This is a genomic window from Sphingomonas sp. AAP5, from assembly GCF_004354345.1.
Classification (GTDB): Bacteria; Pseudomonadota; Alphaproteobacteria; order Sphingomonadales; family Sphingomonadaceae; genus Sphingomonas; species Sphingomonas glacialis.
This window is the reverse complement of the sequence record NZ_CP037913.1, coordinates 2,404,996-2,426,078: the sequence shown is the minus strand read 5'-3', so window position 1 is coordinate 2,426,078 and position 21,083 is coordinate 2,404,996. Positions and strand designations below refer to the sequence as shown.

Sequence of the window (21,083 nt, the reverse complement as noted above, 5' to 3'; positions counted from 1 at the left end):
CCGGCAACGCGATCGCGGGCCGGGGCGGGAAGAGCAGCGGCTATACCGGATGCATGCCGGGGGTGCAATCAGCTTGGCGCGGGCGTCAAGTGACCGCGTTGCGCGTGGCGAACGCCGGATCGGCGTAGCTGCCGTCGCCGAGGATTTCGCCGAGTATCGCGCCCGCGCGGACCACGTCTTCGAAGCCGAGATACAGCGGCGTCAGCCCAAAGCGCAGGATGTCGGGATCGCGGAAATCGCCGATCACGGCGCGCGCGATCAACGCCTGGCACAGTGCATAGGCTTGCGGGTGGCGGAACGAGATATGGCTGCCGCGCGCGCTCGGGTCGGCGGGTGACACGCATTCGAGGCCGAGGTTTGCCCCGATCGCGGCGAGCGCGTCGAACAAGGCGGCGCTCTTGGTGGCGACCTGCTGCTGGTCGACGTCGCGCCACAGGTCGATCCCGGTTTCGAGCCCGGCCATCGCCAGCATCGAGGGGGTTCCGGCGAGCCAGCGCTTGATGCCGGGGGCGGGGCTGTAGGCGTCGCCGAACTCGAACGGCGCGGCATGGCCCATCCAGCCCGAGAGCGGGCTGGCGAGCTGCTCCTGCAACCGGCGCGAGACGAACAGGAAGGCGGGCGCGCCGGGGCCGCCATTGAGATATTTGTAGCCGCAGCCGATCGCGAGATCGGCGCCCGCGCCGCCCAGGTCGAGCGGGATCGCGCCGACGCTGTGGCTGAGGTCCCACAGAGCGAGCGCGCCGGCGTCGTGCGCGCGGGTGGTCCAGGCCGCCATGTCGAAGCGCTCGGCGGTCTTGTAGTGGACGTGGGTGAGCATCAGCAGCGCGGTGTCGCCGTCGATCGCTGCCCGGATATCTGCGCGGGCGACCGCGTTGAGGCGCGCGCCGGGAACGCAGCCCGCCGCGCCCTCGGCGATGTGGAGGTCGGTCGGGAAATTGCCCGTCTCGCTGACGATCGTCGTGCGGGGCGCCGCGTGGCGGAGTGCGGCGACGAGCAGCTTGAACAGGTTTACCGAAGTCGAGTCGGCGACGATCACTTCGTCGGGCTCGGCGCCGATCAGCGCGGCGATCTTGCCGCCGATGCGCTGCGGTGCGTCGATCCAGCCTTCGTTCCAGCTGCGGATCAGGCGCTCGCCCCATTGCCGCTGCGCCATGTCGGCGAGCGCCGGCGCAGTGGCGCGGGGGAGCGGGCCGAGCGAGTTGCCGTCGAGGTAGATCACGCCTTCGGGGAGCGCGAAGCGGTCGCGATAGGCGCGGAGGGGATCGGCGGCGTCGAGCGCGCGGGCTTCGTCGCGGGTCATGCGGATGCCTTGCTGGAGGGGTGGTGTTTGAAAGCGATCACCGGAGCGGAGCGCAACCGACTCCCCTCCTTTCCAGGGAAGGGAGGCGCGATGCGGCGGCCGTTGCTCGAAATTGTAAAGGAGAAGACGCTCACTTCTTCAGCCCCGCCTCAATCAGCTTCTTCGCTTGCGCCCAAGCCGCGCTCTCTGGCGCGATCAGTTCGACATGCCCCGTCCGCTCGACCAGATGCAGCGTCGCGGTGTCGCCCTTGGCCTGTGCCGCCGCGACATAGTCCGTTCCGAGTCGCACCGGGATGATCTTGTCCTCGCGCCCGTTGACCAGATCCTGCGGCATGCCGAGCGGCAGCAGCCGAGGGACCGAGGTGTCGGCATAGACATCCGCCCGCGCACCGGGCTTGCCGACGAGCTGCGCGACCACCTCGACGCCGCAGCCATTGTCGGGGCTCGCCGCAGTCGCCTCGAGATCGGGCAATCCACCGAGGCTGACGACACGCGCGATCTTCAGCGGGTGCGCCGTGTAGAGCGGACTCGTCGGCGCGATCCGCGACCGACCGGCGAGCCACAAGGCAAGATGCCCGCCCGCCGAATGCCCGACGACGACGATTCGCTTGGTATTGAGGTGATACTCCCCCGCATGCGTGCGCAGCGCATCAGCCGCCGCGCCCGCATCGAGGAAGGTTCCCGGATAGCCGCCGCCGCTCTTATCGACGCCGCGATATTCGACGTTCCACACCGCGATGCCGTCGCGCCGCAGATCGTCGGCGATCCAGTTCATCAGGCGGCGATCGGCGATGCTCGTCGTCCAGCAGCCGCCATGCACCATCACCACGACGGGATGCTTGCCGCGACCGGCGGGCAGCCAGACGTCGACCTTCTGCAAGGCGTCGGGGCCGTAATCGATCGTCGCATCGGGGGCCGGCTGGGGACGCTTGGTCAGATCGGGCCAGGTCAGCAGCGCGGCGGGCGCAGGCACGGCGGGAGCGGGGGGCGGGGTCTGGGACATGGAGGCTGTCGATACAGCGATCAGGGCGAGCGGGAGAAGACGCAGCATGCCTCGCCTGTAAACGCCGCGCTGGCATCTCGCCACCAGCGAATAGCGCTGCTATCGCCGGAGGATGCCAACCGATGTGACCGATCCCTTCAACGCCATCGTCGACGCGCCGTTCGATAGCGCGCTGAGCGATCGCTACCTCGTCTATGCGCTTTCGACGATCACCGCGCGCTCGCTGCCCGATGTGCGCGACGGGATGAAGCCGGTCCACCGCCGCCTGCTATGGGCGATGCGCCAGCTGCGGATGGACCCGAGCACGCCGTACAAGAAATCGGCGCGCGTCGTCGGCGAGGTGATCGGCAAATATCACCCGCACGGCGATTCGTCGGTGTACGACGCGATGGTCCGCCTCGCGCAGGATTTCTCGGTGCGCTACCCGTTGGTCGAGGGTCAGGGCAATTTCGGCAATATCGACGGCGATGGCGCCGCCGCCTTCCGCTACACCGAGGCGCGGCTGACGCAGGTCGCGATGGACCTGATGGCGGGCCTCGACGAGGATGCGGTCAACTACAAGCCGACCTACAATAACGAAGAGCAGGAGCCCGAGCTCTTCCCCGGCGCCTTCCCCAACCTGCTCGCCAATGGCGCGGCGGGGATCGCGGTCGGCATGGCGACCAACATCCCGCCGCACAATGTCGCCGAGCTGTACGACGCGGCGATCATGCTGATCGACCAGCCCGAGGCCGACGACGCGGCGATGCTGCAGCATATCCAGGGGCCCGATTTCCCGACCGGCGGGCTCGTCGTCGATTCGCCCGCGGCGATCGCCGAGGCCTACGCGACCGGCCGCGGCGGCTTTCGCCTCCGCGCGCGCTGGAGCATCGAGAAGGAAAAAGGGGGCGGCTGGAACGCGATCATCACCGAGATCCCGTACGGCGTGCAGAAGGGCAAATTGATCGAGCAGATCGCCGCGCTGATCAACGACAAGAAGCTGCCGATCCTCGCCGACGTCCGCGACGAATCGGATTCGGAAATCCGCGTCGTGATCGAGCCGCGTAGCCGCTCGGTCGAGCCCGACATGCTGATGGAGAGCCTGTTCAAGATGACGGACCTCGAGGTCCGCTTCAGCATGAACCTCAATCTGCTCGACGCCGACCGGACGCCGCGCGTGATGAGCTTGCGCCAGGCGCTGCTCGCGTGGATCACGCACCAGTTCATCGTGCTCCAGCGCCGCACCGCGCACCGGCTCGACAAGATTCGCGACCGGATCGAGCTGCTCGACGGCTATATCATCGCCTATCTCAACCTCGACCGCGTGATCGAGATCATCCGCACCGAGGACGAACCCAAGCCAGTGATGATGGCCGAGTTCGAGCTCAACGATCGCCAGGTCGAGGCGATCCTCAACATGCGGTTGCGATCGCTGCGTCGGCTCGAGGAAATGGAGCTGCGCAAGGAGCGCGATGGGCTCGAGAACGAGCGCTCGGGGCTCGAGGCGCTGCTCGGCAGCGAAGCGCGGCAGCGCACGCGGCTCAAGAAGGATTTCGGCAAGCTGCGCGAGCGCTACGGCCCGGAGACCAAGCTCGGCCGCCGTCGCACCACCGTTGCCGAGGCCGCCCCCGCGCGCGACATCCCGTTGGAAGCGATGATCGAGCGCGAGCCGATCACCGTGATCCTGTCGCAGCGCGGCTGGATCCGCGCGATGAAGGGGCATCTCGATGCCGCGGGCGTGGCGGCGGTGAAGTTCAAGGACGGCGACGCAGCCGCGTTCGATTTCACCGCGCAGACCACCGACAAGATCATGATCGCCGCCGAGAACGGCCGTTTCTACACGCTCGCGGCCGATCGCCTGCCGGGCGGGCGCGGTTTCGGTGAGCCGGTACGGTTGATGATCGACCTCGATGGCGATGTCGATATCGTCGAGATCTTCCGCGCGAGCCTTGCCGAAAAGCTGCTCGTCGCGGCGACCGACGGGCGCGGCTTCCTCGTGCGCACCGCCGACATCATCGCCGAGACGCGCAAGGGCAAGACCGTCGTCACGCCGCGACTCGGCGCCAAGCTCAAGCTCGTCCGCCCGGTCGATCCGGCGCACGATTATGTCGCGGCGATCGGTGACAATCGCCGCTTGCTCGTCTTCCCGCTGAGCGAGCTTGCCGAGCTGTCGCGCGGGCAGGGGGTGCAGCTGATGCGCTTCCGCGATGGCGGCTTGTCGGATGCGATCACCTTCGTCTTTGCCGACGGACTGAGCTGGCCGATGGGGGGCGATACCGGCCGGACGCGCACCGAAACCGACCTCGCGCCGTGGCGCGCAGCGCGGGGCGCGGCGGGGCGGATGCCGCCCAACGGGTTCCCGCGCGACAATCGATTCTAGCGCGAACAACCGCGCCCATCTGTTTGCAAAGCATCGGATTTCTGGCGGAAATCTGGGAAAATCGTTTCGACTAAGAGGGATGTTAACGAATCGACCCTATCGCCAGGACTATGGCGCCGAAGTCCAATCCCGTGCTGACGCATGCGACCCCTCCGATGCCCTCGGCGGCGCTGGAGGCTTACCCGACATCGGTGGCGATGGCGGCTCGGATGATCGACCTTTTGCCGATCCCCGCGGCGATGGTCGCGCTCGGCGACTCGGGGGTGACGGTTCAGATCGCCAACCGCGCGTATGAAATTGCCGGCCTCGGCATGAACGACCGGCGGCGTTCGCTGATCGCGCAGATCGAGCCGCAGATCGTCGCGTTCATCGAGGGCGATACGCTGCGCACCGAATTCTCGGTCGAGTTCGGCGACAAGGTCGATTGCCATTATTATCAGGCAACGCTCGCACGGCTCGAACGCAACCCACTGCAGCGCTGCATGCTCGCGTTGGTCGACCAGACCGCCGAATTGCGCACCGAACACAATCTGCGGCGCGAGATGCTCACCGACAGTCTGACCGGGCTGCCCAACCGTGCCGGGTTCAGCGATCGGCTCGAAATGTTGCTCGAAGAACCGACCGAGCGTGCGAATTACGCCGTGTTGGTGATCGATCTCGATCGCTTCAGTCGAGTCAATGCCTGTCTCGGATCGATGGCGGGCGACGAACTGCTCATCACCGTCGCGCGTCGGCTCAAGGGTGCCTTGCGCGCACAGGATGTGCTCGCACGCACCGGCGGCGACGAATTCGGCATCCTGCTGACGCTCGAGGACGGGGTCGGCGATGCCGAGCGCGTCGCGCGGCGGATCCAGGGCGCGCTGTCGACGCCGTTCCGCCTCTCCGACTTCGAGATTCGCGTCGCCTGCTCGATCGGCATTTCGTTCGGCGCGGCGGCGATCGAAGACGGCGAGGAATTGATCCGCCACGCGCAATTCGCGGTCAAGCGTTCGAAGGCGACGGGCAAGACCGAAGCCTATCAGACGCAGGCGTTCGACATCGCGCGCGAACAGTTCGGCATGGAAACCGCGCTGCGACGCGCGATCGAGCGTGGGCAGATGCGGCTGACCTATCAGCCGATTCGCGACCTTTCGACCGGGCAGCTCGTCGCGTTCGAATCGCTCGCGCGCTGGCGCGACGAGAACGGCGTGGAATATTCGCCCAACGATTTCATCCCGGTCGCCGAGGAATCGGGGCTGATCGTGCCGCTCGGGCGCTGGGCGATCCAGGAAGCCGCCGCGACGCTCGCGCAGTGGGATGCCCGCTGTGGCGGCCATTGCGGCGTACGACTCGCGGTCAATCTCTCGGCGATCCAGCTGCAGCGCGATACCATCGCCCCCGTCGTCGAGGCTGCGCTCTCGGCTTACGGACTCGAGGGCTCGCGCTTCACGCTCGAACTGACCGAAAGTGCGTTGGTCACCGATCCCGACCGAATCGCCGGGATCATGCATGCCTTGAAGCGACTCGGTACGACGATCGCGATGGACGATTTCGGGACGGGCTATTCGAACCTCGCCTATCTCCAGAAGCTGCCGATCGACATTCTCAAGATCGATCGCAGCTTCGTCAGCGGGATGCTCGCCGATCGCGACAAGATCGCGATCGTCCGCGCGGTCCTGTCGCTGGCGCAAGCGCTCGGCATGAAGACGACGGCCGAGGGGATCGAGACCAACGAACTCGCGCAGACGCTGGCGGCGCTGGGCTGCACTTACGGCCAGGGCTATCTCTACGCGCGGCCGCTCGAGGCCGAGGCGGCTTATGCGATGCTGGTCGAGGACCGCCACTGAGCGACGGCTTCGTCGGCGATCGCGTTTGCGCGCGCGGCGTCGGGGAAGGTTTCTGCCACCCACCGATCCTCGATCTGCTTGAGCAAGCGCGCCACGTCGGGCCCCTTGTTGACGCCGCGCTGGACGAGCGCCCCTCCGGTCAGCGGGAAGCGCGGAATCTCCCAGGCGACGATCTCGCGTGCGCCGCGCACCGCGTCCGCCGCATCCTCGACGGTCAGCAGCCAGCGGTCGAGCGCGCCGTCGCGCCCCAGCCGATAGGCGAGCGGATGGGGCGAGTCGGTCGGATCGGTCAGCGCCGAGACGATCCGCTTGCGCTGCGCGTTCGACAGTTTGAGCCGTGCACCGACGTTTTCGCCGATCACGGGGTCGCGCGGCAGCACTGCCGCGAGGCGGCGGAGCGGATCGGGCGCGAGTTCGGCGTGCATCTCGGCCGCAGCGACACGGGCGAGGCGGCTTACCCCAGGATCGTCGATCTCGGGCAGCACCGGCAGCAGGATGCCGCGCGCGATCATCAGCGCAAGCGTCGCGACCGCGTTGGGCGCGACGAGCAGCTTGAGGAATTCCGCCGAGATCCGTTCGCGCGACAGCGCCATCAGATCATTGGCGCGCTGCGTGCAGGCGTCGAGCCCCGCCGCATCGGGTGCGTCGCCGAAGCGCGCATGGAAGCGGAAGAAGCGCAGGATGCGCAAATGATCCTCGGCGATGCGCTGCAACGGATCGCCGATGAAGCGCACGCGCCGCGCCGCGAGATCGTCGAGCCCGCCGAAATAGTCGAAGATCTCGCCGCTCGCCGGATCGGCATAGAGCGCGTTGATCGTGAAATCGCGCCGCGCCGCATCCTCGCGCCAATCGTCGGTGAAGGCGACCGTCGCGTGGCGGCCGTCGGTCGCGGTGTCGCGGCGCAGCGTCGTCACTTCGATCGGCGCGCCATCGGCGAGGACTGCGGTGATCGTGCCATGCGCGAGCCCCGTCGGAACCGCCTTGATCCGCGCCCGCGCGAGCAAGTCGATCACGTCTTCGGGGGTATGGCGCGTCGCGAGATCGACATCGGCAACGTCGATTCCGAGCAGCGTGTCGCGCACCGCGCCACCGACATAGCGCGTCTCGCCGCGCGCGGCACCGAGCACGTCGCACAGTCCCGGCAGACCCGCCCGCGTCCGCCACGCGGCGGCGGGAAGGATCAGCCGTTCCATCGCAGTCGTCGCGACAGATTGACGATCATCGCCGCGGTCGCGCCCCAGATGCGGTGGCCGTCCCAATGGATCTCGTAATAATGCCGGTTGCGCCCCTGCCACTCGACGCTCGCTTCGGTGTGGTTGCCCGAATCGAGCAGGAAGCCGAGCGGCACCTCGAACACTTCGGCCACTTCGGCGATCGCCGGGGTGAACACCAGACCGGGCGGCACGACGCCGATCACCGGCGTCACCTCGAACCCGGTGACGGTACGATAGCGGTCGGCCTCGCCGACGATCGTAACACGGTCACGCGGCAGCGCGATTTCTTCCTCGGCTTCGCGCAAGGCGGCGGCGATCGCATCGGCATCGCCCGAATCGACGCGGCCGCCAGGGAAGGCGACTTGTCCGGCATGGCGCGACAGCGTGTCGGTGCGAAGCGTCAGGATCACGCCAGGTTCGGCGCGATCGGTCACCGGGATCAGTACCGCTGCCTGGGCGAGCGGGCTCGCGATCGACTCGACATCGACATGGTCGCCGGTCAGCAGCACGGTGTCGGCGTGGCCGATCGCCATCGCCTGGCGAAGCCGTTCGACGAGCGTCATGCCGCGGGCTCCAGCGCGAAGAACGCGCCGCCGCTCCACACGCCGGGCGGGGTCTCTCCGCCATCGATCGCGCGCTGCGCAAGTTCGTAATAGACCGTCCGCGCCACGACCGCGTCGAGCTCGCCGCGGACGCGCAGATAGGGGCGGGGGCCGTCGTCGCGCGGTTCGAAGCGCAGCGGATGATCGGCATCGGCGGTGACGAGGTCGCCGGTGTTGAGCCGGAAGGTCAGCATCGCGGCACGCCCTTCGCCCGATGCTTTCAGCTCGACCGCGACAAACGGCGCGTCCTCGACGTCAATGTCGAGCTTCTCGACCGGGGTGACGAGCACATAGCCGCCATCGGGCTCGCGCCGCAGGATCGTCGAGAACAGCCGCACCATCGCCTGGCGTCCGATCGGCGATCCCTGGTGGAACCACGTCCCGTCGCGCGCGATGCGCATTTCGCTGTCGCCGCAATGCGTCGGGTTCCAGCGCTCGACCGGGGGCAGCTTCTGCTCTTCGGCAAGGCGGGCGATGTCGGCGAGCGACAAAGCGGAAAGGTCGGGGATCGGCTCCATGGGCATGGCGGTGGCGGTAGGACAGGCGCGCCGCCTCGTAAAGCCGCGTCGCGTCAGACCAAGGCTGCCACGCGCGGTCCGAGCAGGCCGGCGCCGGTCGGAACGTTCGCGCCGCGGGCGAGCAGGCGATGCCGCTCGACCGGGCCGGGCACGCGCCACGCGGCTGTGCGCGATGCGTCGAAGCCGAAGAAGCGGCTGTAATATTCGGGGTCGCCGATCAGCGTCAGCGCATCGTCGAGCCCCGGGGCTTCGGCTGCGGCCAGTGCGCGCGCGGTCAGCATGCGGCCGATGCCGCCTTGCTGGCGGTCGGGCGCGACCGCGACGGGGCCGACTTGCACCATCGCGACGTCGCCGCCGTCGTCACCGGCGAAGCGAATCGGCCAGCACTGGATCGTGCCGATCAACGCGCCGTCCTCGACCGCGGCGAGGCTCAGCGCGGGGATCGCGGTCATGCCTTCGCGGATTCGGTATGCCGTTCGGCCGTGGCGGTCGGTCCCGAAGGCACGGTCGAGCAACGCCTCGACGGCGTCGGGTGCGACAGCGGCAATCGGCAAGACCTCGATCACGGGCGTTGATCCTTCATGGCCGCATGGCAGCACGCGGGCCGCGCGCTTTACCCCCGATCTGCCCCAACGCAAGCGTCATCGTAGGGCAAAGGTTCCTCACACGGCGACTTCTGCTATGGGGCGCGGCGATACGACCAGGATTGGGATCGATTTGACCGACCGTTTGACGCTCAACGTGCACGACCTCGAAGTGATGGTGCTGACCGGCATCTATTCGGAGGAGACGCATTTGCCGCAGCCGCTGCGGATCTCGCTGACGGTCGATCTGGCGGTGCCCGATCGCTTCGATCCCGAGACGCCGCTGGCCGCCTCGAAGAACTATCTCGACCTCAAGCACGCGGCGACGACCGCGCTGCCGACGGGCGTGCATTTCAAGCTGGTCGAGGCGGTGGCAGACCATATCTGCGAGACGCTGTTCCTGCAGGACAGCCGGGTCACGCGCGTCGAGGTGTCGATCGTCAAGCTCGCCATCGCCGAGGCGGGCGAGTCGATCGGCATTACCCTGGTGCGGAACCGGCGGTGAGGGCGGCGCTCGCGGCGGCGGTGGGCACGCGCGCGGCACTGGTTTTCGGCGATGATCGCGACGCGGTCGCCGCAGTGCGTACGGTGCCGCGCGAATCCGGGATGATCTTGCTGGTGATCGACGCGCGCGTTGCAGCGCTCGATCGCGCCATGCTGCTGGCGGCGGTCACGCCGCTCGCGGTCGAACTTGCGCCGCACACGCGCCTTGCCGCGCTCGATGTGGCGGCGGATGCGAACTGCGACGCCGTGGTCGCTGCGGCCGACTATCTCGTCAGCGCACATTCGACGACCGGGCAGGTGCTCGAGGTTCGCTAAACCGTCACTCCTGCCTTGCGCCCGGGGGTGTTTCTAGCGTCGCCCCCCGCGCTCGCACGCGCCGAGCTCGCGGACGACCAGCGCATAATCTTCGCGCGCGATCGTCGCATCGTCGCCGCTTTGCGGGACCGAGGTGTCGGGCAGCGTGGCGGGCAGGGTGCAGGCGAGGCGGTACCACAAGAGCGTATCGCGCGCCGGTGGTGGGGCAGATTGGTCGACCACTTCGCTGAGCGCGATCACCCAATGCGGCGGCTGATCGGGTTTGCGCTCGATATCGAACGAGATCGGACGGCTGTCGCTGGTCGTAAGGAAGATCTGCGTCTGGCCCGAGCCGGGCAGATCGCCGCGCGTATGGACGGCATTGCCGATGCCGGTCACCGTTGGCGGCGCGTCGGGGGCGAGCACTTCGCGGACGATTCGGCGGGTGAGCCCGTCGCCCGTCGGGGTCCAGCTGCGCTGCCCGTCGGGCCGGACGAGCTGGACCTGGCCAGCGTTGCTTGCGACACTGCGCGCGAACAACAGCACCCGCGCCTTGCGATAGCGCGGGACTCGCCCATGGGCATCGAGCGGGACGTCGAGCGTGTAGCCGAGCCGCGGCGGAACGGCGGTGGTGCCGCGAATCAGCGCGGTGACGTCGGCCTCGACGTACAGTCGCACGATATTCGGTGGGAGGTCCGGCGCATCGGCAGGCTTGAGCCGAAGCTGGCTGCGGATCGTCGCATCGACGATCACCGGCGCCGCGACGACGAGGTCGGCATAGTCGGCATAGTATAACGCCGGAATCGCGACATCTGTCGGATTTGCACGGGTTTGCTGCCCTGCGGCGAGGGTTGCGGGCAGGCCGAGCAGGGCGGCTGCGAGAGCGAATTTAAGCGGTATCGGCATGCTGCTGGATTAGCTGGTCACGACATTTTTAAACAGAAATAATTCTGCCACGGTGAGGTTGTACGTTTGTTGCGCGAGACAAAGCGTTTGCGTCGTGGTTTTTGGCACGATAGAGGTTGTGGTCTGTCCAGGATACACTAGCCCATGACAGGCCGGATAACGAGCGGACGTTACGGATCGGCTTGGACCGTCGTGCCGGAATAGAGGAGTTTCGTTTCTGAATGGCATACGCTGATCGCAATACGAGTGGCAGCAAAGTGGTGTCGATCGTGATCGTTTCGGTCATTGTCGCGCTGTTCGCGTGGGGTTTCGTGAACGGGCTGACCTTCAAGTACATCAAAAAGGTGACCGAGAAGCTTAACACCTTCGACGTCGTCGAACCGCCGCCCCCTCCACCAGACAAGCCGCCCCCCCCGCCGCCCGAACAGCCGCAGCTGCAGACCCCACCGGTCGTGTCGCCGCCGCCGATCGTGCGCGTCCAGTCGCCGCCGCCGCCGATCGCTACGGTCGTCACGCCGCCGCCGGCTGCGCCGATCACGGTTCGCGCCGCAGCGCCTGCTCCTGTCCCGGTCGCGGCACCCCCCGCACCCGTGGTCAGCAAGGCCGCGGGCCCCAAGGGCGATCCGTCGCAGTGGGTGACCACCGACGATTATCCTTCCGACGCGCTGAGCGCAGAGGCGCAGGGTACCAGCAAGATCAAGTGGGAAATCAATACCGCTGGTCGTGTTGAGAACTGTGTCGTCGTCGCATCCAGCGGCAACTCGTCGCTCGATCGCGCGGCCTGCTCGAACATCACGCGTCGCGGGCGGTATTCGCCGGCGATGGACCAGAGCGGCAACCCCATCCGTTCCGCTTCGTCGCGCAACGTCGTGTGGCGCTTGCCAGAATAAAACCAATCCTAGCCGTGCGGGCCCGGGAAGGGGCCCCACGGTCATCTTGTCGAGAAGGAAGTTCCCCTAATGTCCACCATCATCCTCGCTGCCGGTGCCAACGCCGCAGACAATTTCGGCTTCATGAACGCGATGAAGCAGGGCGGCCCCGTCACCTGGACGACCGCTGGCATCCTTACGATCTTCCTGTTCTTCACGCTCTACATCTTGTTCACCAAGATCTTCGAGCAGCAGAAGATCATCAACCAGGGCCGTCGCGTCCGTGCGACCTTCTGGGCGTCGAACTCGCTGCGCGAAGGCGCTGCCAAGCTCGAGAAGAACTCGGCCTACAAGCAGATCGTCGACGACGGCATCGAAGCCCAGGAGCAGCATTCGCGTCTGACCGATCCGGTCGAAGCGCATGACTGGCTGCACGGCTCGCTCGCTCGCTCGGAAGCGATCATCAACTCGCAGCTCGGTGGCGGTCTCGCCTTCCTCGCAACGGTCGGCGCAACCGCACCGTTCGTCGGTCTGTTCGGTACGGTTCTCGGTATTTACCGCGCACTGATCGGCATCGGCCAGGCTGGCCAGGCATCGATCGACAAGGTCGCAGGCCCGGTCGGTGAGTCGCTGATCATGACCGCCTTCGGTCTGGTCGTCGCGGTTCCGGCCGTGCTCGCCTTCAACTGGCTGCAGCGTCGCAACAAGGCGATCGCCGAGCATCTCTCGGCCTTCTCGAACGACGTGCTCGGCTACCTTGCATCGAACGGTGCGGTTCGTCCGCATGCACCGGGCAAGAAGGCTCCGGTTGCTGCAGCGAAGCCCGCTGTGACGACCACGACGGCTGGCCAGGCCGGCGGCGTGCAGACCCGCGTCTAAGACTACCGAACGGGGCCGCCGCTCGGCGGCCCCGCTTCCTTCGCCGCCCGGTATGTCGGGCGGCCTGACCGATACGAATAGGATGGCCTTTCATGGCGATTAGTACAGGTGGCGGCGGCGATGACGCCCCGATGTCCGACATCAATACGACGCCGCTCGTCGACGTCATGCTGGTGTTGCTCATCATCTTCCTCATCACGATCCCGGCGATCGTGCAGACCGTCAAGCTGAAGCTCCCGGACGTGCGCTACGATCCGACCGTGACCAAGCCCGAGAACGTGTCGCTCTCGATCACGCGCAAGCCAGACGGCAGCTGCGCGGTGTTCTGGGGCCAGACGCCGGTGACGCATGAGGAACTGCTCAAGCGTGCGACCGACAAGCTCAAGGAAATCGTCGACAAGGCCGGCGGCGCCGCGAACTTGACGACCGACGACCTTCCCGAGGCGCATATCCGCGGCGACGTCGAGACTCCGTATCGCTGCATTGGCGGTGCAATCTACACGATGCAGTCGGCAGGCTTCGCCAAGGTTGGCTTCATTTCGGAACCCCCTCCCACGGGCGGTCCGTCTTCGTGATCGCTGCTGCAGCAGCGCATTTGATTTGCGGCCTCGCCGCAGGGAGTATTTGACATGGCAATTAGCGCAGGGCGTGCTGACGACCAGCCGATGATGGACATGAACACGACGCCGTTGATCGACGTCATGCTCGTGCTCCTCATCATGTTCATCATCACCATCCCGATCCAGACGCACGCGGTGAAGGTCGATCTTCCGATCAACGACCCGAACCAGACCAAGCCCTTGATCGACCCGCAAAAGAACAAGATCGTGATCCAGCCCGACGGCGTCGTGCTGTGGAACGGCGCGGCGACCGACCCGGCAACGCTGCAGCAGTATCTGACGCAGACGACGCAGCTGAACCCCGAGCCCGAGCTGCACTTCCAGCCCGACCCGGCGGCAAAGTACGAGAAGGTCGACCAGATCCTCGCGATCATCAAGCGGTCGAACGTCTCGAAGCTCGGCTTCATCGGCAACGAGCAGTATCGCAACGACTTCTAAGGCGTTCGCGACCATCGACGCACAATCAGGGCGGTCCTTCGGGGCCGCCTTTTTTTTGGCCGAGGCGCCGCGACAGGCGGGGGCTTGCCGCCGGGGCTCCGCATTCCCGCTGCAACGACCGGGCGGACATCCGCAGGCGATCGGGCGGTCCGCGCTAGGCAGTGACCGGCCCCCCAAGTCGCCATCGCCACAAGCCGTGGCGGCGAGTCGCAGGAGTGCTGCCCAGCGGCGCGAAAAGCCGGCCAATCGCACCTGTCGCGCTCCGGGCGCTTGGCTCGATCGCCCCCCCAGACGCGTGTTTTACAAAGTCGAGCGTTGCCAAATCTTGCCTGATCTATAGGTGTCACCAGCGGCTCGACACGCTGGTGCGCGTCCGATGCTGGCGCCGCCGCGAGGCCTGCGGCATCGCGGATCGGAAAGAACAGTCCGAAAATATCGCGACCCGATCGATGTAGGATAGCGCCAATTACGCGTCCGACCGCCCGTCCGTGCCGTACGCTTTGCACCCCCCCAAAAAAGCGCCCGTTCGTGGATGTTGGCCAATGGCCGCTTGCACCATGCTATTCCGAACGAAGTGCGGGGCCGCCCGGCTATGCTTGCGCCGAAGCAGCTTGCTGGCGCCGACATCGCAAAAATGAAACTTGATTTATGTTTGAGGTCGATCCGATCAGGCGAAACCTCATGAGGATGGGCTGATCCGTCCCATTTAATACTGTTTTCCCAGGAGCATTAACGAAATCTGAAGCAGAAGAGACTTATCGATACCGCAAGGGGACCGTCGGTGAAGCTATTGCGCGCAATTAACCGGGCATCATGCGGTCTCTCGCGCGTCGGGACTATTGCGAAACGGTGTGATGGGACTGCCGCGGTCGAATTCGCGATTGTTGGGCCGGCTTTCATCGGCCTTGTGCTCGCGATCCTCTATACTGCATTAATCTTCCTGGCGCAGCAGATGCTCGAGACGGCGGCCCTGGCGTCGGCGCGCTTGTTGCTGACAGGATCCGCGCAAACGATCCGGCTGGCCAACGGCACCGTCGGAATGTCCGCGAGCGACTTGAAGAATGCGATCTGCAACGGGACCACCGGCACCAACGCGAGCGGCGCTGCCGTCACCATTGCGCCGTTGCTGCCACCGATGCTGTCGTGCAGTCGGCTCACGGTCAACGTCAGCACCGCGAACACGTACAATGTCGCGAGCACGACGGCTCCGACGTTCACCTACAACAGCCAAGGCGTCATAACGTCGACGAATACCGGCTATAACACCCAGTCGAACGGCAACGGGCAAAGCCAGATCGTTGTCCTGCAACTCATCTATCTGTGGCCGACGGGCGTCGGCCCCTTGGGTTTGAACCTCACGAACCAGCCCAACGGCAATCGCATGCTCGTGGCGACGTCTGTATCAACGACCGAGGCCTATTCGTGCAATTCGGGGCAGACCTCGTGCTGAGGCGCCTGGTCGATAGCACGCGCGGGGTCGCCCTCGTCGAGTTTGCAATGTGCCTGCCCGTGCTCATCGTGATGTATCTTGGCGGGTACGCGACGATGGATATGATCTCGTCGACGCGCAAGGTTACCACGGCGACGCGTTCGCTGGTCGACCTGGTCAGCCGAACCATGTCGCCAGCGATCATCTACAACAAGCCGCAAGACGCGAGCGCGACGTCGTACCTCAGCGCGAGCGCGGTTGCCCTGGCGCCGTACGCGCTCAACAACGCAACCGAGCAAATCTCGCTCCTGCGAATCTGCGACGCGACGCACGCCTATGTCGTTTGGACCCAGGCTCAAACGCAGACCGTCGATGGCAGCGCCGTGTCGGCGGTGACGTCGACCCACACCGCCGGGACGCTCCCCGCGAACCAGACACAGTCTGCCGCGAATGTGATTTCGATCCCGAGTTCGATGGTCACGGCCCCGATGGTTCCCGTTTCGCCGGACGGCTCGAACGTGTGCACGAACTTCGCGCCGGGCACCAGCACCAAGACCCAAGTCGGTACCGCGGGTGGCTGGCTGTTCGTCGGGACCGTCAACTACAGCTATACGCCAGGCGTCAGCGTCTTGTCCTTGCCGACGATGAGACTGACCGACACCATCTACATGTCCCCTCGTCTATACTAGGTGTACGGATGATGAAGAGCGCTCGCATGTTTCAGCCCTGGGTCGCCGTGGTGAGGCTCCTTCGTCGGTTGAACGCCGACCGAAGGGGTGGCGTTCTCATGATCATGGGGTTTGCCATCATTCCGCTGACCTTCGCGACGGGTTTCGGTATCGACTATGCGCGCGCCATGCGGCTCCAGACGCATTTGAACTCCGCGGCCGATGCAGCGGCGCTGGCGGCGGTTTCGCCCGCGATGATCCTGCGGACGGGTACCGATCCGTCGGATGCAGCCTATGCCATGTTCGACGCACAAGCCTTGGCGATCGGCGGCTATCAGGGGATACAACGGACCGTCACCATAACGGCGAGCGCCTCGGGCAGCGGCCAGACACTGGCTGCACTCCGCACGGCAACCGTCGCCTACACCGCACAATCGATCAACATCTTTGGCGGGATCCTTGGTGCGACGACGCTGACGGTGCGTGGCACCGCGACGGCCAATGCAGCGCAGCCGCCCAATGTCGATTTCTACCTGGCGATGGACAATTCCCCATCGATGCTTCTGCCCGCGACGTCGGACGGGATCAGCAAGATCCAGAAGGTTACCGGCTGCGCCTTTTCCTGCCATGAATCGTTGCCGCACAATGATTCGATCAATGTGACGAACAGCGCCGGGCTGCAGGTATTATTGTCGTCTAGCTATTATACCGCCGGTGCATCCAACCAGAACGTATACTATCTCTATAATCCAACGACCAAAATTCTCTTCGATAGTTCGCAAAAACCCCTAAATCCTGCGTCATCGTCATCGGTTTCTGGCCCAAGCACAACGGGTGGGACGTGGTTAAACCCAACGACAACGACGACCACCGTAACGACCGCAACCGTGGTTACCTACTCCATCACCGATAGTAACAGCGGGCCGGTGACGATCACCAAGACGACAGCTTCCACCCCGACGACGGTCGTGAAAATCACGCCGCCATTCGGTACTTCGACCACGACCAGCACGACCGGGAGCACATCGAGTTCGTCGTCTACCTATGACACCGGCTATTGGGCGGACGGCTATTGGCTGACGCACAATTACGGGCTCCTCTATGGGAGTCCCGCCAGCATCACGTTGCGCAAGGATGACGTGGTCTCCGCGGCCAGCCAATTGATCCCCTTCGCTGCAAATCAGGCCCAGCAGTTCAAAGTCACCTATCAAGCGCAGATGTTCTCGTTCGACTGGACGCGGTCGGGGAACACCTCCCCCGTCAAAACGCTGAATACGCTCACCAATGTCGCATCGTATGGCAGCAATTTCTCGGCAGCCTCGTTGTTTCCGAACGATGATTTATGGTGGCAGAACAGCCAACCGACCAGCACGACGAACACCAACGATCAAGCCACCGAAATATCCAATATGCTGACGACGATGAACGGCCTCATCCCGACGGCTGGTTCAGGCGCGCCCGGGGTCACCCCACAGAAAATTCTGTTCCTCGTGACAGATGGCATGGTGGACCAGCCCAGCCGCTATTTCGGGCCGCTGCGGAGCAGTGATCAGACGATCTGCACGGCGATCAAGGCAAAGGGGATCAAGATCGCAATCCTCTACACCCAGTATCTGCCCGAGGCGCTGGCCAACGATGCTTGGTCGCAAACCAATGTCGCGCCATTCCTGCCACCCCCTCCCGCGCCGTATTCGGGCAGCAGTGCGGGAACCTCGGACAAGGTGTTGACCGCGTTGCAGCAGTGCGCCTCGCCCGGGACCAACGGGGCCGCGCTTGTGCAGACGGTGACCGCTAACGACAGCATCATCACCGCACTCCAGCAGCTGTTCTCCACTGCGCTCCAGACTTCGCGCCTCGTCCAGTGATCGCGCAACGCGATCGACCGTTGCCGACGCGCGCGCGCGCGTCGTGCGGCACGCGTCCGCGGCGGCGCGCTTACAACCGCGGCAGCGTGACCCCGCGCTGCCCCATATATTTGCCCGCGCGGTCGGCATAGCTCGTCTCGCACGGCTCGTTGCCTTCGAGGAAGAGGAACTGGCACGCGCCTTCATTGGCGTAGATCTTCGCGGGCAGGGGGGTGGTGTTCGAAAATTCGAGCGTGACGTGCCCCTCCCAGCCGGGCTCGAGCGGGGTGACATTGACGATGATCCCGCAGCGCGCATAGGTCGACTTGCCGAGGCAGATCACCAGCACGTCACGCGGAACGCGGAAATACTCGACCGTGCGCGCCAGCGCGAAGCTGTTGGGCGGGATGATGCAGCAATCGGTCTTGCGGTCGACGAAGCTGTTGGCGGCAAAGTCCTTGGGGTCGACGATCACGCTGTCGATGTTGGTGAAGATTTTGAACTCGTCGGACACGCGCGCGTCATAGCCGTAGGACGACAGGCCGTAGCTGATGCAGCCGTCGCGCTTCTGGCCGTCGACGAACGGCTCGATCATCCCGGTGGTCAGCGCCTGCTCGCGAATCCAGCGGTCGGACATGATCGACATGTGAAGGCTCCCTGTTGGTTGCCGCCAGCCTGTTGCCGGAAATGCGGGGACGGGCAAGGCGCTATTGCGTGGACCTTGGTGTGCTGTCATAGTAATACACGCACGGGGAGATGGATCGATGCGACGATGGCATAGGCTTTTCAATCGCGGGCTTGTGCTGGCCGGGGTCGGGCTGGGCACCGTGGTGCTCGCGCCCGAGGTGCTGGCCTTTCCGCATCGCCAGATCATCGGCGATACCGTCGTCTATTCCGAACGGGCGCTGCCGGCGACGATGCCGCAGCTTCTGGCGCAATCCGACGCGCTGCTGCGCAAGAGCGCGATCTTCGGGTCGGGCTATGGTCGGCGCATCTTCCTGACCGATGGCGGCTGGCGCTGGCGGGCGCTCGCCTTGCAGACGTCGGGTGCGTTCGCGCTCTCGCGCGGGTTCGGCGAGACGATCGTCGTCAACCGCAGCGATGCCGCGCGCGACGTGGTTTTCAACGGCGGGGCGATCGCGGGACAGCGCAGCCTGTCGGGCGTGATCGCGCACGAGCGCACCCACGGGCTGATCCGCGCGCGCTACGGCGTCGCCGCCGATGTCGTCTATCCAGCGTGGCTGCGCGAGGGATATTGCGATCTGGTGGCGGGCGGGGGGAGCCTGTCGGACCGAGATGCGGCTTTGCTCAAGGCGGGGCATCGCAGCGTTCCGGCGCTGCGCTATTATGACGGGCGCAAGCGGGTGGAGGCAGCGTTGCGCGCCAATGGCGGCTCGGTCGATGCGCTGTTCGCTGGGGCATCGAAGGTGGACTGACGCGACGCTCCCCGGCGAAGGCCGGGGCCCAGATGCGGGCGTTGCAAGGGTGGCGTCGCGTTCGACCACCGAACGCTCGCGACTGGGCCCCGGCCTTCGCCGGGGAGCGGCAACCTCGCGATTACGCTTTCGGCCCCAACCCCAGATCCGCCGGCCCGAAGGCATGCGGCAGCAATTCGCTCAACAGATAGCGCTCGACGGCGTCGCCCTCGGCCGCGCCGCACCACACGACGATATCTCGCCCGCCGATCTGCGCGGCTTCGTTGATCACCTGGCGGCAGCGGCCGCACGGGCCGACCGGCGCGGTTCCCGTCGGACGCCCCTCGGCATCCATCGCGCCGCCAATCACGCCGATCTCGATCACGTCGCGGAAATCGCCCGCGCTGTTGACCGTGGCAAGCGCGACCGTTTCGGCGCAGAGCGACAGGCCATAGCTCGCATTCTCGAAATTGGCGCCGGTGACGATCCGCCCGTCGGCGAGTAGCACCGCCGCACCGACCGCGAAGCGCGAATAGGGGGCGTGTGCGTTCAACGCGGCGGCGCGCGCTGCGGTGATCAAGGTTTCTTGCATCGTCATGGTGCCACTACATCCCAATGGACCGGCCCATCGACCCCGTCGATGCGCCGCATGTCGCTTGCCTGCCACATCCGCCAGCGCCTTGCCGGATAATCGGGCGGGAAGAAATCCTGCATCGCCCAGACCGGGCGGGGAATCGCCAGCGTCACGCCGTATGCCGCATCGAAGCGCTTGCTGACCTTGATCAGCAGCGGCTTGCCGGTATGCGATTCGACCATCGTGATGAAGCGCCGAAGCTCGTCGAGCACGATCGGCGCGGTCGGCCGCGCCGTGCAGTCGTCGCTGAAATCGAGCTCGAGCGCGGTGGGGAGCGCGCCATCGTCGCGCGCGACGATCGTGTTGAAGGCGTTGGCCTGATCGGCGGCGAGGCGGCACAGCGAATAGGCATGGCTCGCGCCGCGGCGCATCCCCGTCTCGGCGACTGCCGCCCAGTTCGCCTCGAAGCGCGGGTCGCGCTGATCGGCGGCGGTTGCGCGGACATAGGCGAAATCAGCGCCGCCGCGCTTGACGGCAAACCAGTCGATCTCGCCATTGGCGGCGGACACGTCGAGCCCCTGGAACGCGAAGCGGTCGGTCGGCCGCCAGCTCAGCGCGAGCACCCAGAGAATGATGGCAGCAAGGGCAAGTACGCCGGCGATCGTGGCGTACAGCCCGACCCGGATGCCCCACAGGCGATATTTTAACACGATAGTCCCGTTCGGGCGGTCAGCCCTTGATATGAAGTACGCAGATCAGCGTGAACAGCCGGCGGGCGGTGTCGAAGTCGATCTCGATCTTGCCCTCCAGCCGCTCTTTGAGCAGCTCCGCCGCTTCGTTGTGGATGCCGCGCCGCGCCATGTCCACCGTCTCGATCTGCGCCGGTGTCGCGTTTCGGATCGCCTGGTAATAGCTGTCGCAGATCGCGAAATAGTCTTTGATCGGGCGGCGGAAGCGCCCCATGCCGAGCACATAGGTCTCGAGATGGCTGTCGTCCGCGCGGTGGATCGCGATGCCGAGCCGGCCTTCCTCGACGCTGAGCGCGATCCGGTAGGGGCCGGCATAGCCATCGGGATACGCCCTTTGCGGCGCGAAATGGTTGCCTTCGATCAGATCGAAGATCGCGATGCGGCGCTCTTGCTCGATATCGGCCGACCGCCACAGGATCGTGCGTTCGTCGAGAGTCACGGCAATGATGCGCGGATCGGCCATGATTACGCCGTAGCGGGGGCGGGGC

At 65.7% G+C, this 21,083-nt stretch carries 23 protein-coding genes; 12 read left to right on the top strand and 11 right to left on the bottom strand.

What is annotated here, in order from left to right:
* Nucleotides 1-85: 85 nt before the first annotated feature.
* Both kynU and E2E30_RS11290 read right to left on the bottom strand, forming a co-directional pair.
* A complete protein-coding gene (gene kynU / locus E2E30_RS11295) occupies nt 86-1,300 on the bottom strand; it encodes a kynureninase (RefSeq protein WP_133189849.1) in 1,215 nt (404 codons plus the stop codon).
* Nucleotides 1,301-1,430: 130 nt separating this feature from the next.
* The gene (locus E2E30_RS11290) at nt 1,431-2,303 is read right to left on the bottom strand and encodes an alpha/beta hydrolase (RefSeq protein WP_206365561.1); all 873 of its coding nucleotides are present in this window, start codon (nt 2,301-2,303) and stop codon (nt 1,431-1,433) included.
* 112 nt (nt 2,304-2,415) lie between these two features.
* On the opposite strand from E2E30_RS11290, the gene parC reads away from it, so the two are divergent.
* Together parC and E2E30_RS11280 are read left to right on the top strand one after the other, a co-directional pair.
* Nucleotides 2,416-4,662 carry a DNA topoisomerase IV subunit A gene (gene parC, locus E2E30_RS11285; protein ID WP_133189847.1) on the top strand — a complete coding sequence of 749 codons (2,247 nt, stop codon included), beginning with the start codon at nt 2,416-2,418 and terminating at the stop codon, nt 4,660-4,662.
* 155 nt (nt 4,663-4,817) lie between these two features.
* Complete coding sequence (locus E2E30_RS11280) at nt 4,818-6,488, top strand: putative bifunctional diguanylate cyclase/phosphodiesterase (protein ID WP_133192052.1); 1,671 nt, start codon at nt 4,818-4,820, stop codon at nt 6,486-6,488.
* On the opposite strand, the gene E2E30_RS11275 is transcribed toward E2E30_RS11280, so the two are convergent.
* Genes E2E30_RS11275 through E2E30_RS11260 form a run of 4 tightly spaced genes read right to left on the bottom strand, consistent with a single transcriptional unit; the run spans nt 6,458 to nt 9,388 of the window.
* The gene (locus tag E2E30_RS11275; RefSeq protein WP_133189845.1) at nt 6,458-7,681 is read right to left on the bottom strand and encodes a CCA tRNA nucleotidyltransferase; all 1,224 of its coding nucleotides are present in this window, start codon (nt 7,679-7,681) and stop codon (nt 6,458-6,460) included. The two genes, E2E30_RS11280 and E2E30_RS11275, sit on opposite strands and share 31 nt — an antisense overlap.
* Nucleotides 7,669-8,265: a CoA pyrophosphatase gene (locus E2E30_RS11270; protein ID WP_133189843.1), complete on the bottom strand. Its 597-nt coding sequence runs from the start codon at nt 8,263-8,265 to the stop codon at nt 7,669-7,671. Before E2E30_RS11270 ends, E2E30_RS11275 begins: the two co-directional genes overlap by 13 nt.
* A complete protein-coding gene (locus E2E30_RS11265; protein ID WP_133189841.1) occupies nt 8,262-8,828 on the bottom strand; it encodes a DUF1285 domain-containing protein in 567 nt (188 codons plus the stop codon). Before E2E30_RS11265 ends, E2E30_RS11270 begins: the two co-directional genes overlap by 4 nt.
* Nucleotides 8,829-8,875: 47 nt before the next feature.
* Nucleotides 8,876-9,388 carry a GNAT family N-acetyltransferase gene (locus tag E2E30_RS11260; RefSeq protein ID WP_133189839.1) on the bottom strand — a complete coding sequence of 171 codons (513 nt, stop codon included), beginning with the start codon at nt 9,386-9,388 and terminating at the stop codon, nt 8,876-8,878.
* Between the two features lie 151 nt (nt 9,389-9,539).
* On the opposite strand from E2E30_RS11260, the gene E2E30_RS11255 reads away from it, so the two are divergent.
* Nucleotides 9,540-9,911, top strand: a complete 372-nt coding sequence (locus tag E2E30_RS11255; protein WP_133189837.1) for a dihydroneopterin aldolase — start codon at nt 9,540-9,542, stop codon at nt 9,909-9,911.
* Nucleotides 9,908-10,225: a Rossmann fold domain-containing protein gene (locus E2E30_RS11250; RefSeq protein WP_133189835.1), complete on the top strand. Its 318-nt coding sequence runs from the start codon at nt 9,908-9,910 to the stop codon at nt 10,223-10,225. Before E2E30_RS11255 ends, E2E30_RS11250 begins: the two co-directional genes overlap by 4 nt.
* Nucleotides 10,226-10,258: 33 nt before the next feature.
* Here E2E30_RS11250 and E2E30_RS11245 read toward each other — a convergent pair whose 3' ends face one another.
* Nucleotides 10,259-11,110: a hypothetical protein gene (locus E2E30_RS11245; RefSeq protein ID WP_133189833.1), complete on the bottom strand. Its 852-nt coding sequence runs from the start codon at nt 11,108-11,110 to the stop codon at nt 10,259-10,261.
* 221 nt (nt 11,111-11,331) lie between these two features.
* Here E2E30_RS11245 and E2E30_RS11240 point away from each other — a divergent pair, with 221 nt between their 5' ends.
* The 7 genes from E2E30_RS11240 (at nt 11,332) to E2E30_RS11210 (ending at nt 17,878) form a co-directional block, all read left to right on the top strand.
* Nucleotides 11,332-12,000, top strand: a complete 669-nt coding sequence (locus E2E30_RS11240; RefSeq protein ID WP_189675411.1) for an energy transducer TonB — start codon at nt 11,332-11,334, stop codon at nt 11,998-12,000.
* Nucleotides 12,001-12,069: 69 nt separating this feature from the next.
* The gene (locus E2E30_RS11235) at nt 12,070-12,858 is read left to right on the top strand and encodes a MotA/TolQ/ExbB proton channel family protein (protein ID WP_133189831.1); all 789 of its coding nucleotides are present in this window, start codon (nt 12,070-12,072) and stop codon (nt 12,856-12,858) included.
* 92 nt (nt 12,859-12,950) lie between these two features.
* The gene (locus E2E30_RS11230; RefSeq protein WP_165954502.1) at nt 12,951-13,433 is read left to right on the top strand and encodes an ExbD/TolR family protein; all 483 of its coding nucleotides are present in this window, start codon (nt 12,951-12,953) and stop codon (nt 13,431-13,433) included.
* A gap of 54 nt (nt 13,434-13,487) precedes the next feature.
* Nucleotides 13,488-13,916 carry an ExbD/TolR family protein gene (locus E2E30_RS11225; RefSeq protein WP_133189829.1) on the top strand — a complete coding sequence of 143 codons (429 nt, stop codon included), beginning with the start codon at nt 13,488-13,490 and terminating at the stop codon, nt 13,914-13,916.
* Nucleotides 13,917-14,697: 781 nt separating this feature from the next.
* On the top strand, nt 14,698-15,366 hold the full coding sequence (locus tag E2E30_RS11220) for a TadE/TadG family type IV pilus assembly protein (RefSeq protein WP_165954501.1): 669 nt from the start codon (nt 14,698-14,700) through the stop codon (nt 15,364-15,366).
* Nucleotides 15,367-15,413: 47 nt separating this feature from the next.
* Nucleotides 15,414-16,034, top strand: coding sequence for a hypothetical protein (locus E2E30_RS11215; protein WP_165954500.1), 621 nt, complete (start codon nt 15,414-15,416; stop codon nt 16,032-16,034).
* A gap of 26 nt (nt 16,035-16,060) precedes the next feature.
* Nucleotides 16,061-17,878 (top strand): TadE/TadG family type IV pilus assembly protein, encoded by a 1,818-nt coding sequence (locus tag E2E30_RS11210; RefSeq protein WP_165954499.1) that lies wholly within the window; start codon nt 16,061-16,063, stop codon nt 17,876-17,878.
* Nucleotides 17,879-17,948: 70 nt separating this feature from the next.
* Here E2E30_RS11210 and dcd read toward each other — a convergent pair whose 3' ends face one another.
* Nucleotides 17,949-18,503 (bottom strand): dCTP deaminase, encoded by a 555-nt coding sequence (dcd, locus tag E2E30_RS11205; RefSeq protein WP_133189821.1) that lies wholly within the window; start codon nt 18,501-18,503, stop codon nt 17,949-17,951.
* A gap of 118 nt (nt 18,504-18,621) precedes the next feature.
* Between dcd and E2E30_RS11200 the strand changes: the two genes are divergently transcribed.
* Nucleotides 18,622-19,293 (top strand): hypothetical protein, encoded by a 672-nt coding sequence (locus E2E30_RS11200; RefSeq protein ID WP_133189819.1) that lies wholly within the window; start codon nt 18,622-18,624, stop codon nt 19,291-19,293.
* A 121-nt stretch (nt 19,294-19,414) separates the two neighbouring features.
* Here E2E30_RS11200 and E2E30_RS11195 read toward each other — a convergent pair whose 3' ends face one another.
* The 3 genes from E2E30_RS11195 to E2E30_RS11185 are packed head-to-tail and all read right to left on the bottom strand — an operon-like array spanning nt 19,415 to nt 21,058.
* Nucleotides 19,415-19,870 carry a cytidine deaminase gene (locus E2E30_RS11195; protein WP_443018325.1) on the bottom strand — a complete coding sequence of 152 codons (456 nt, stop codon included), beginning with the start codon at nt 19,868-19,870 and terminating at the stop codon, nt 19,415-19,417.
* The gene (locus E2E30_RS11190; RefSeq protein WP_133189817.1) at nt 19,867-20,556 is read right to left on the bottom strand and encodes a glycoside hydrolase family 25 protein; all 690 of its coding nucleotides are present in this window, start codon (nt 20,554-20,556) and stop codon (nt 19,867-19,869) included. The genes E2E30_RS11195 and E2E30_RS11190 overlap by 4 nt, the downstream gene beginning before the upstream one ends.
* 19 nt (nt 20,557-20,575) lie before the next feature.
* Nucleotides 20,576-21,058 (bottom strand): UPF0262 family protein, encoded by a 483-nt coding sequence (locus E2E30_RS11185; RefSeq protein WP_133189815.1) that lies wholly within the window; start codon nt 21,056-21,058, stop codon nt 20,576-20,578.
* Nucleotides 21,059-21,083 lie beyond the last annotated feature (25 nt).

Coding starts and splice junctions, on each gene's coding strand:
- kynU (WP_133189849.1), bottom strand. CDS start 1,300: ATGACCCGCGACGAAGCCCGCGCGCTCGACGCCGCCGATCCCCTCCGC.
- E2E30_RS11290 (WP_206365561.1), bottom strand. CDS start 2,303: ATGTCCCAGACCCCGCCCCCCGCTCCCGCCGTGCCTGCGCCCGCCGCG.
- parC (WP_133189847.1), top strand. CDS start 2,416: ATGCCAACCGATGTGACCGATCCCTTCAACGCCATCGTCGACGCGCCG.
- E2E30_RS11280 (WP_133192052.1), top strand. CDS start 4,818: ATGCCCTCGGCGGCGCTGGAGGCTTACCCGACATCGGTGGCGATGGCG.
- E2E30_RS11275 (WP_133189845.1), bottom strand. CDS start 7,681: ATGGAACGGCTGATCCTTCCCGCCGCCGCGTGGCGGACGCGGGCGGGT.
- E2E30_RS11270 (WP_133189843.1), bottom strand. CDS start 8,265: ATGACGCTCGTCGAACGGCTTCGCCAGGCGATGGCGATCGGCCACGCC.
- E2E30_RS11265 (WP_133189841.1), bottom strand. CDS start 8,828: ATGCCCATGGAGCCGATCCCCGACCTTTCCGCTTTGTCGCTCGCCGAC.
- E2E30_RS11245 (WP_133189833.1), bottom strand. CDS start 11,110: ATGCCGATACCGCTTAAATTCGCTCTCGCAGCCGCCCTGCTCGGCCTG.
- E2E30_RS11240 (WP_189675411.1), top strand. CDS start 11,332: ATGGCATACGCTGATCGCAATACGAGTGGCAGCAAAGTGGTGTCGATC.
- E2E30_RS11235 (WP_133189831.1), top strand. CDS start 12,070: ATGTCCACCATCATCCTCGCTGCCGGTGCCAACGCCGCAGACAATTTC.
- E2E30_RS11230 (WP_165954502.1), top strand. CDS start 12,951: ATGGCGATTAGTACAGGTGGCGGCGGCGATGACGCCCCGATGTCCGAC.
- E2E30_RS11225 (WP_133189829.1), top strand. CDS start 13,488: ATGGCAATTAGCGCAGGGCGTGCTGACGACCAGCCGATGATGGACATG.
- E2E30_RS11215 (WP_165954500.1), top strand. CDS start 15,414: ATGTGCCTGCCCGTGCTCATCGTGATGTATCTTGGCGGGTACGCGACG.
- E2E30_RS11210 (WP_165954499.1), top strand. CDS start 16,061: ATGTTTCAGCCCTGGGTCGCCGTGGTGAGGCTCCTTCGTCGGTTGAAC.
- dcd (WP_133189821.1), bottom strand. CDS start 18,503: ATGTCGATCATGTCCGACCGCTGGATTCGCGAGCAGGCGCTGACCACC.
- E2E30_RS11200 (WP_133189819.1), top strand. CDS start 18,622: ATGCGACGATGGCATAGGCTTTTCAATCGCGGGCTTGTGCTGGCCGGG.
- E2E30_RS11195 (WP_443018325.1), bottom strand. CDS start 19,870: ATGACGATGCAAGAAACCTTGATCACCGCAGCGCGCGCCGCCGCGTTG.
- E2E30_RS11185 (WP_133189815.1), bottom strand. CDS start 21,058: ATGGCCGATCCGCGCATCATTGCCGTGACTCTCGACGAACGCACGATC.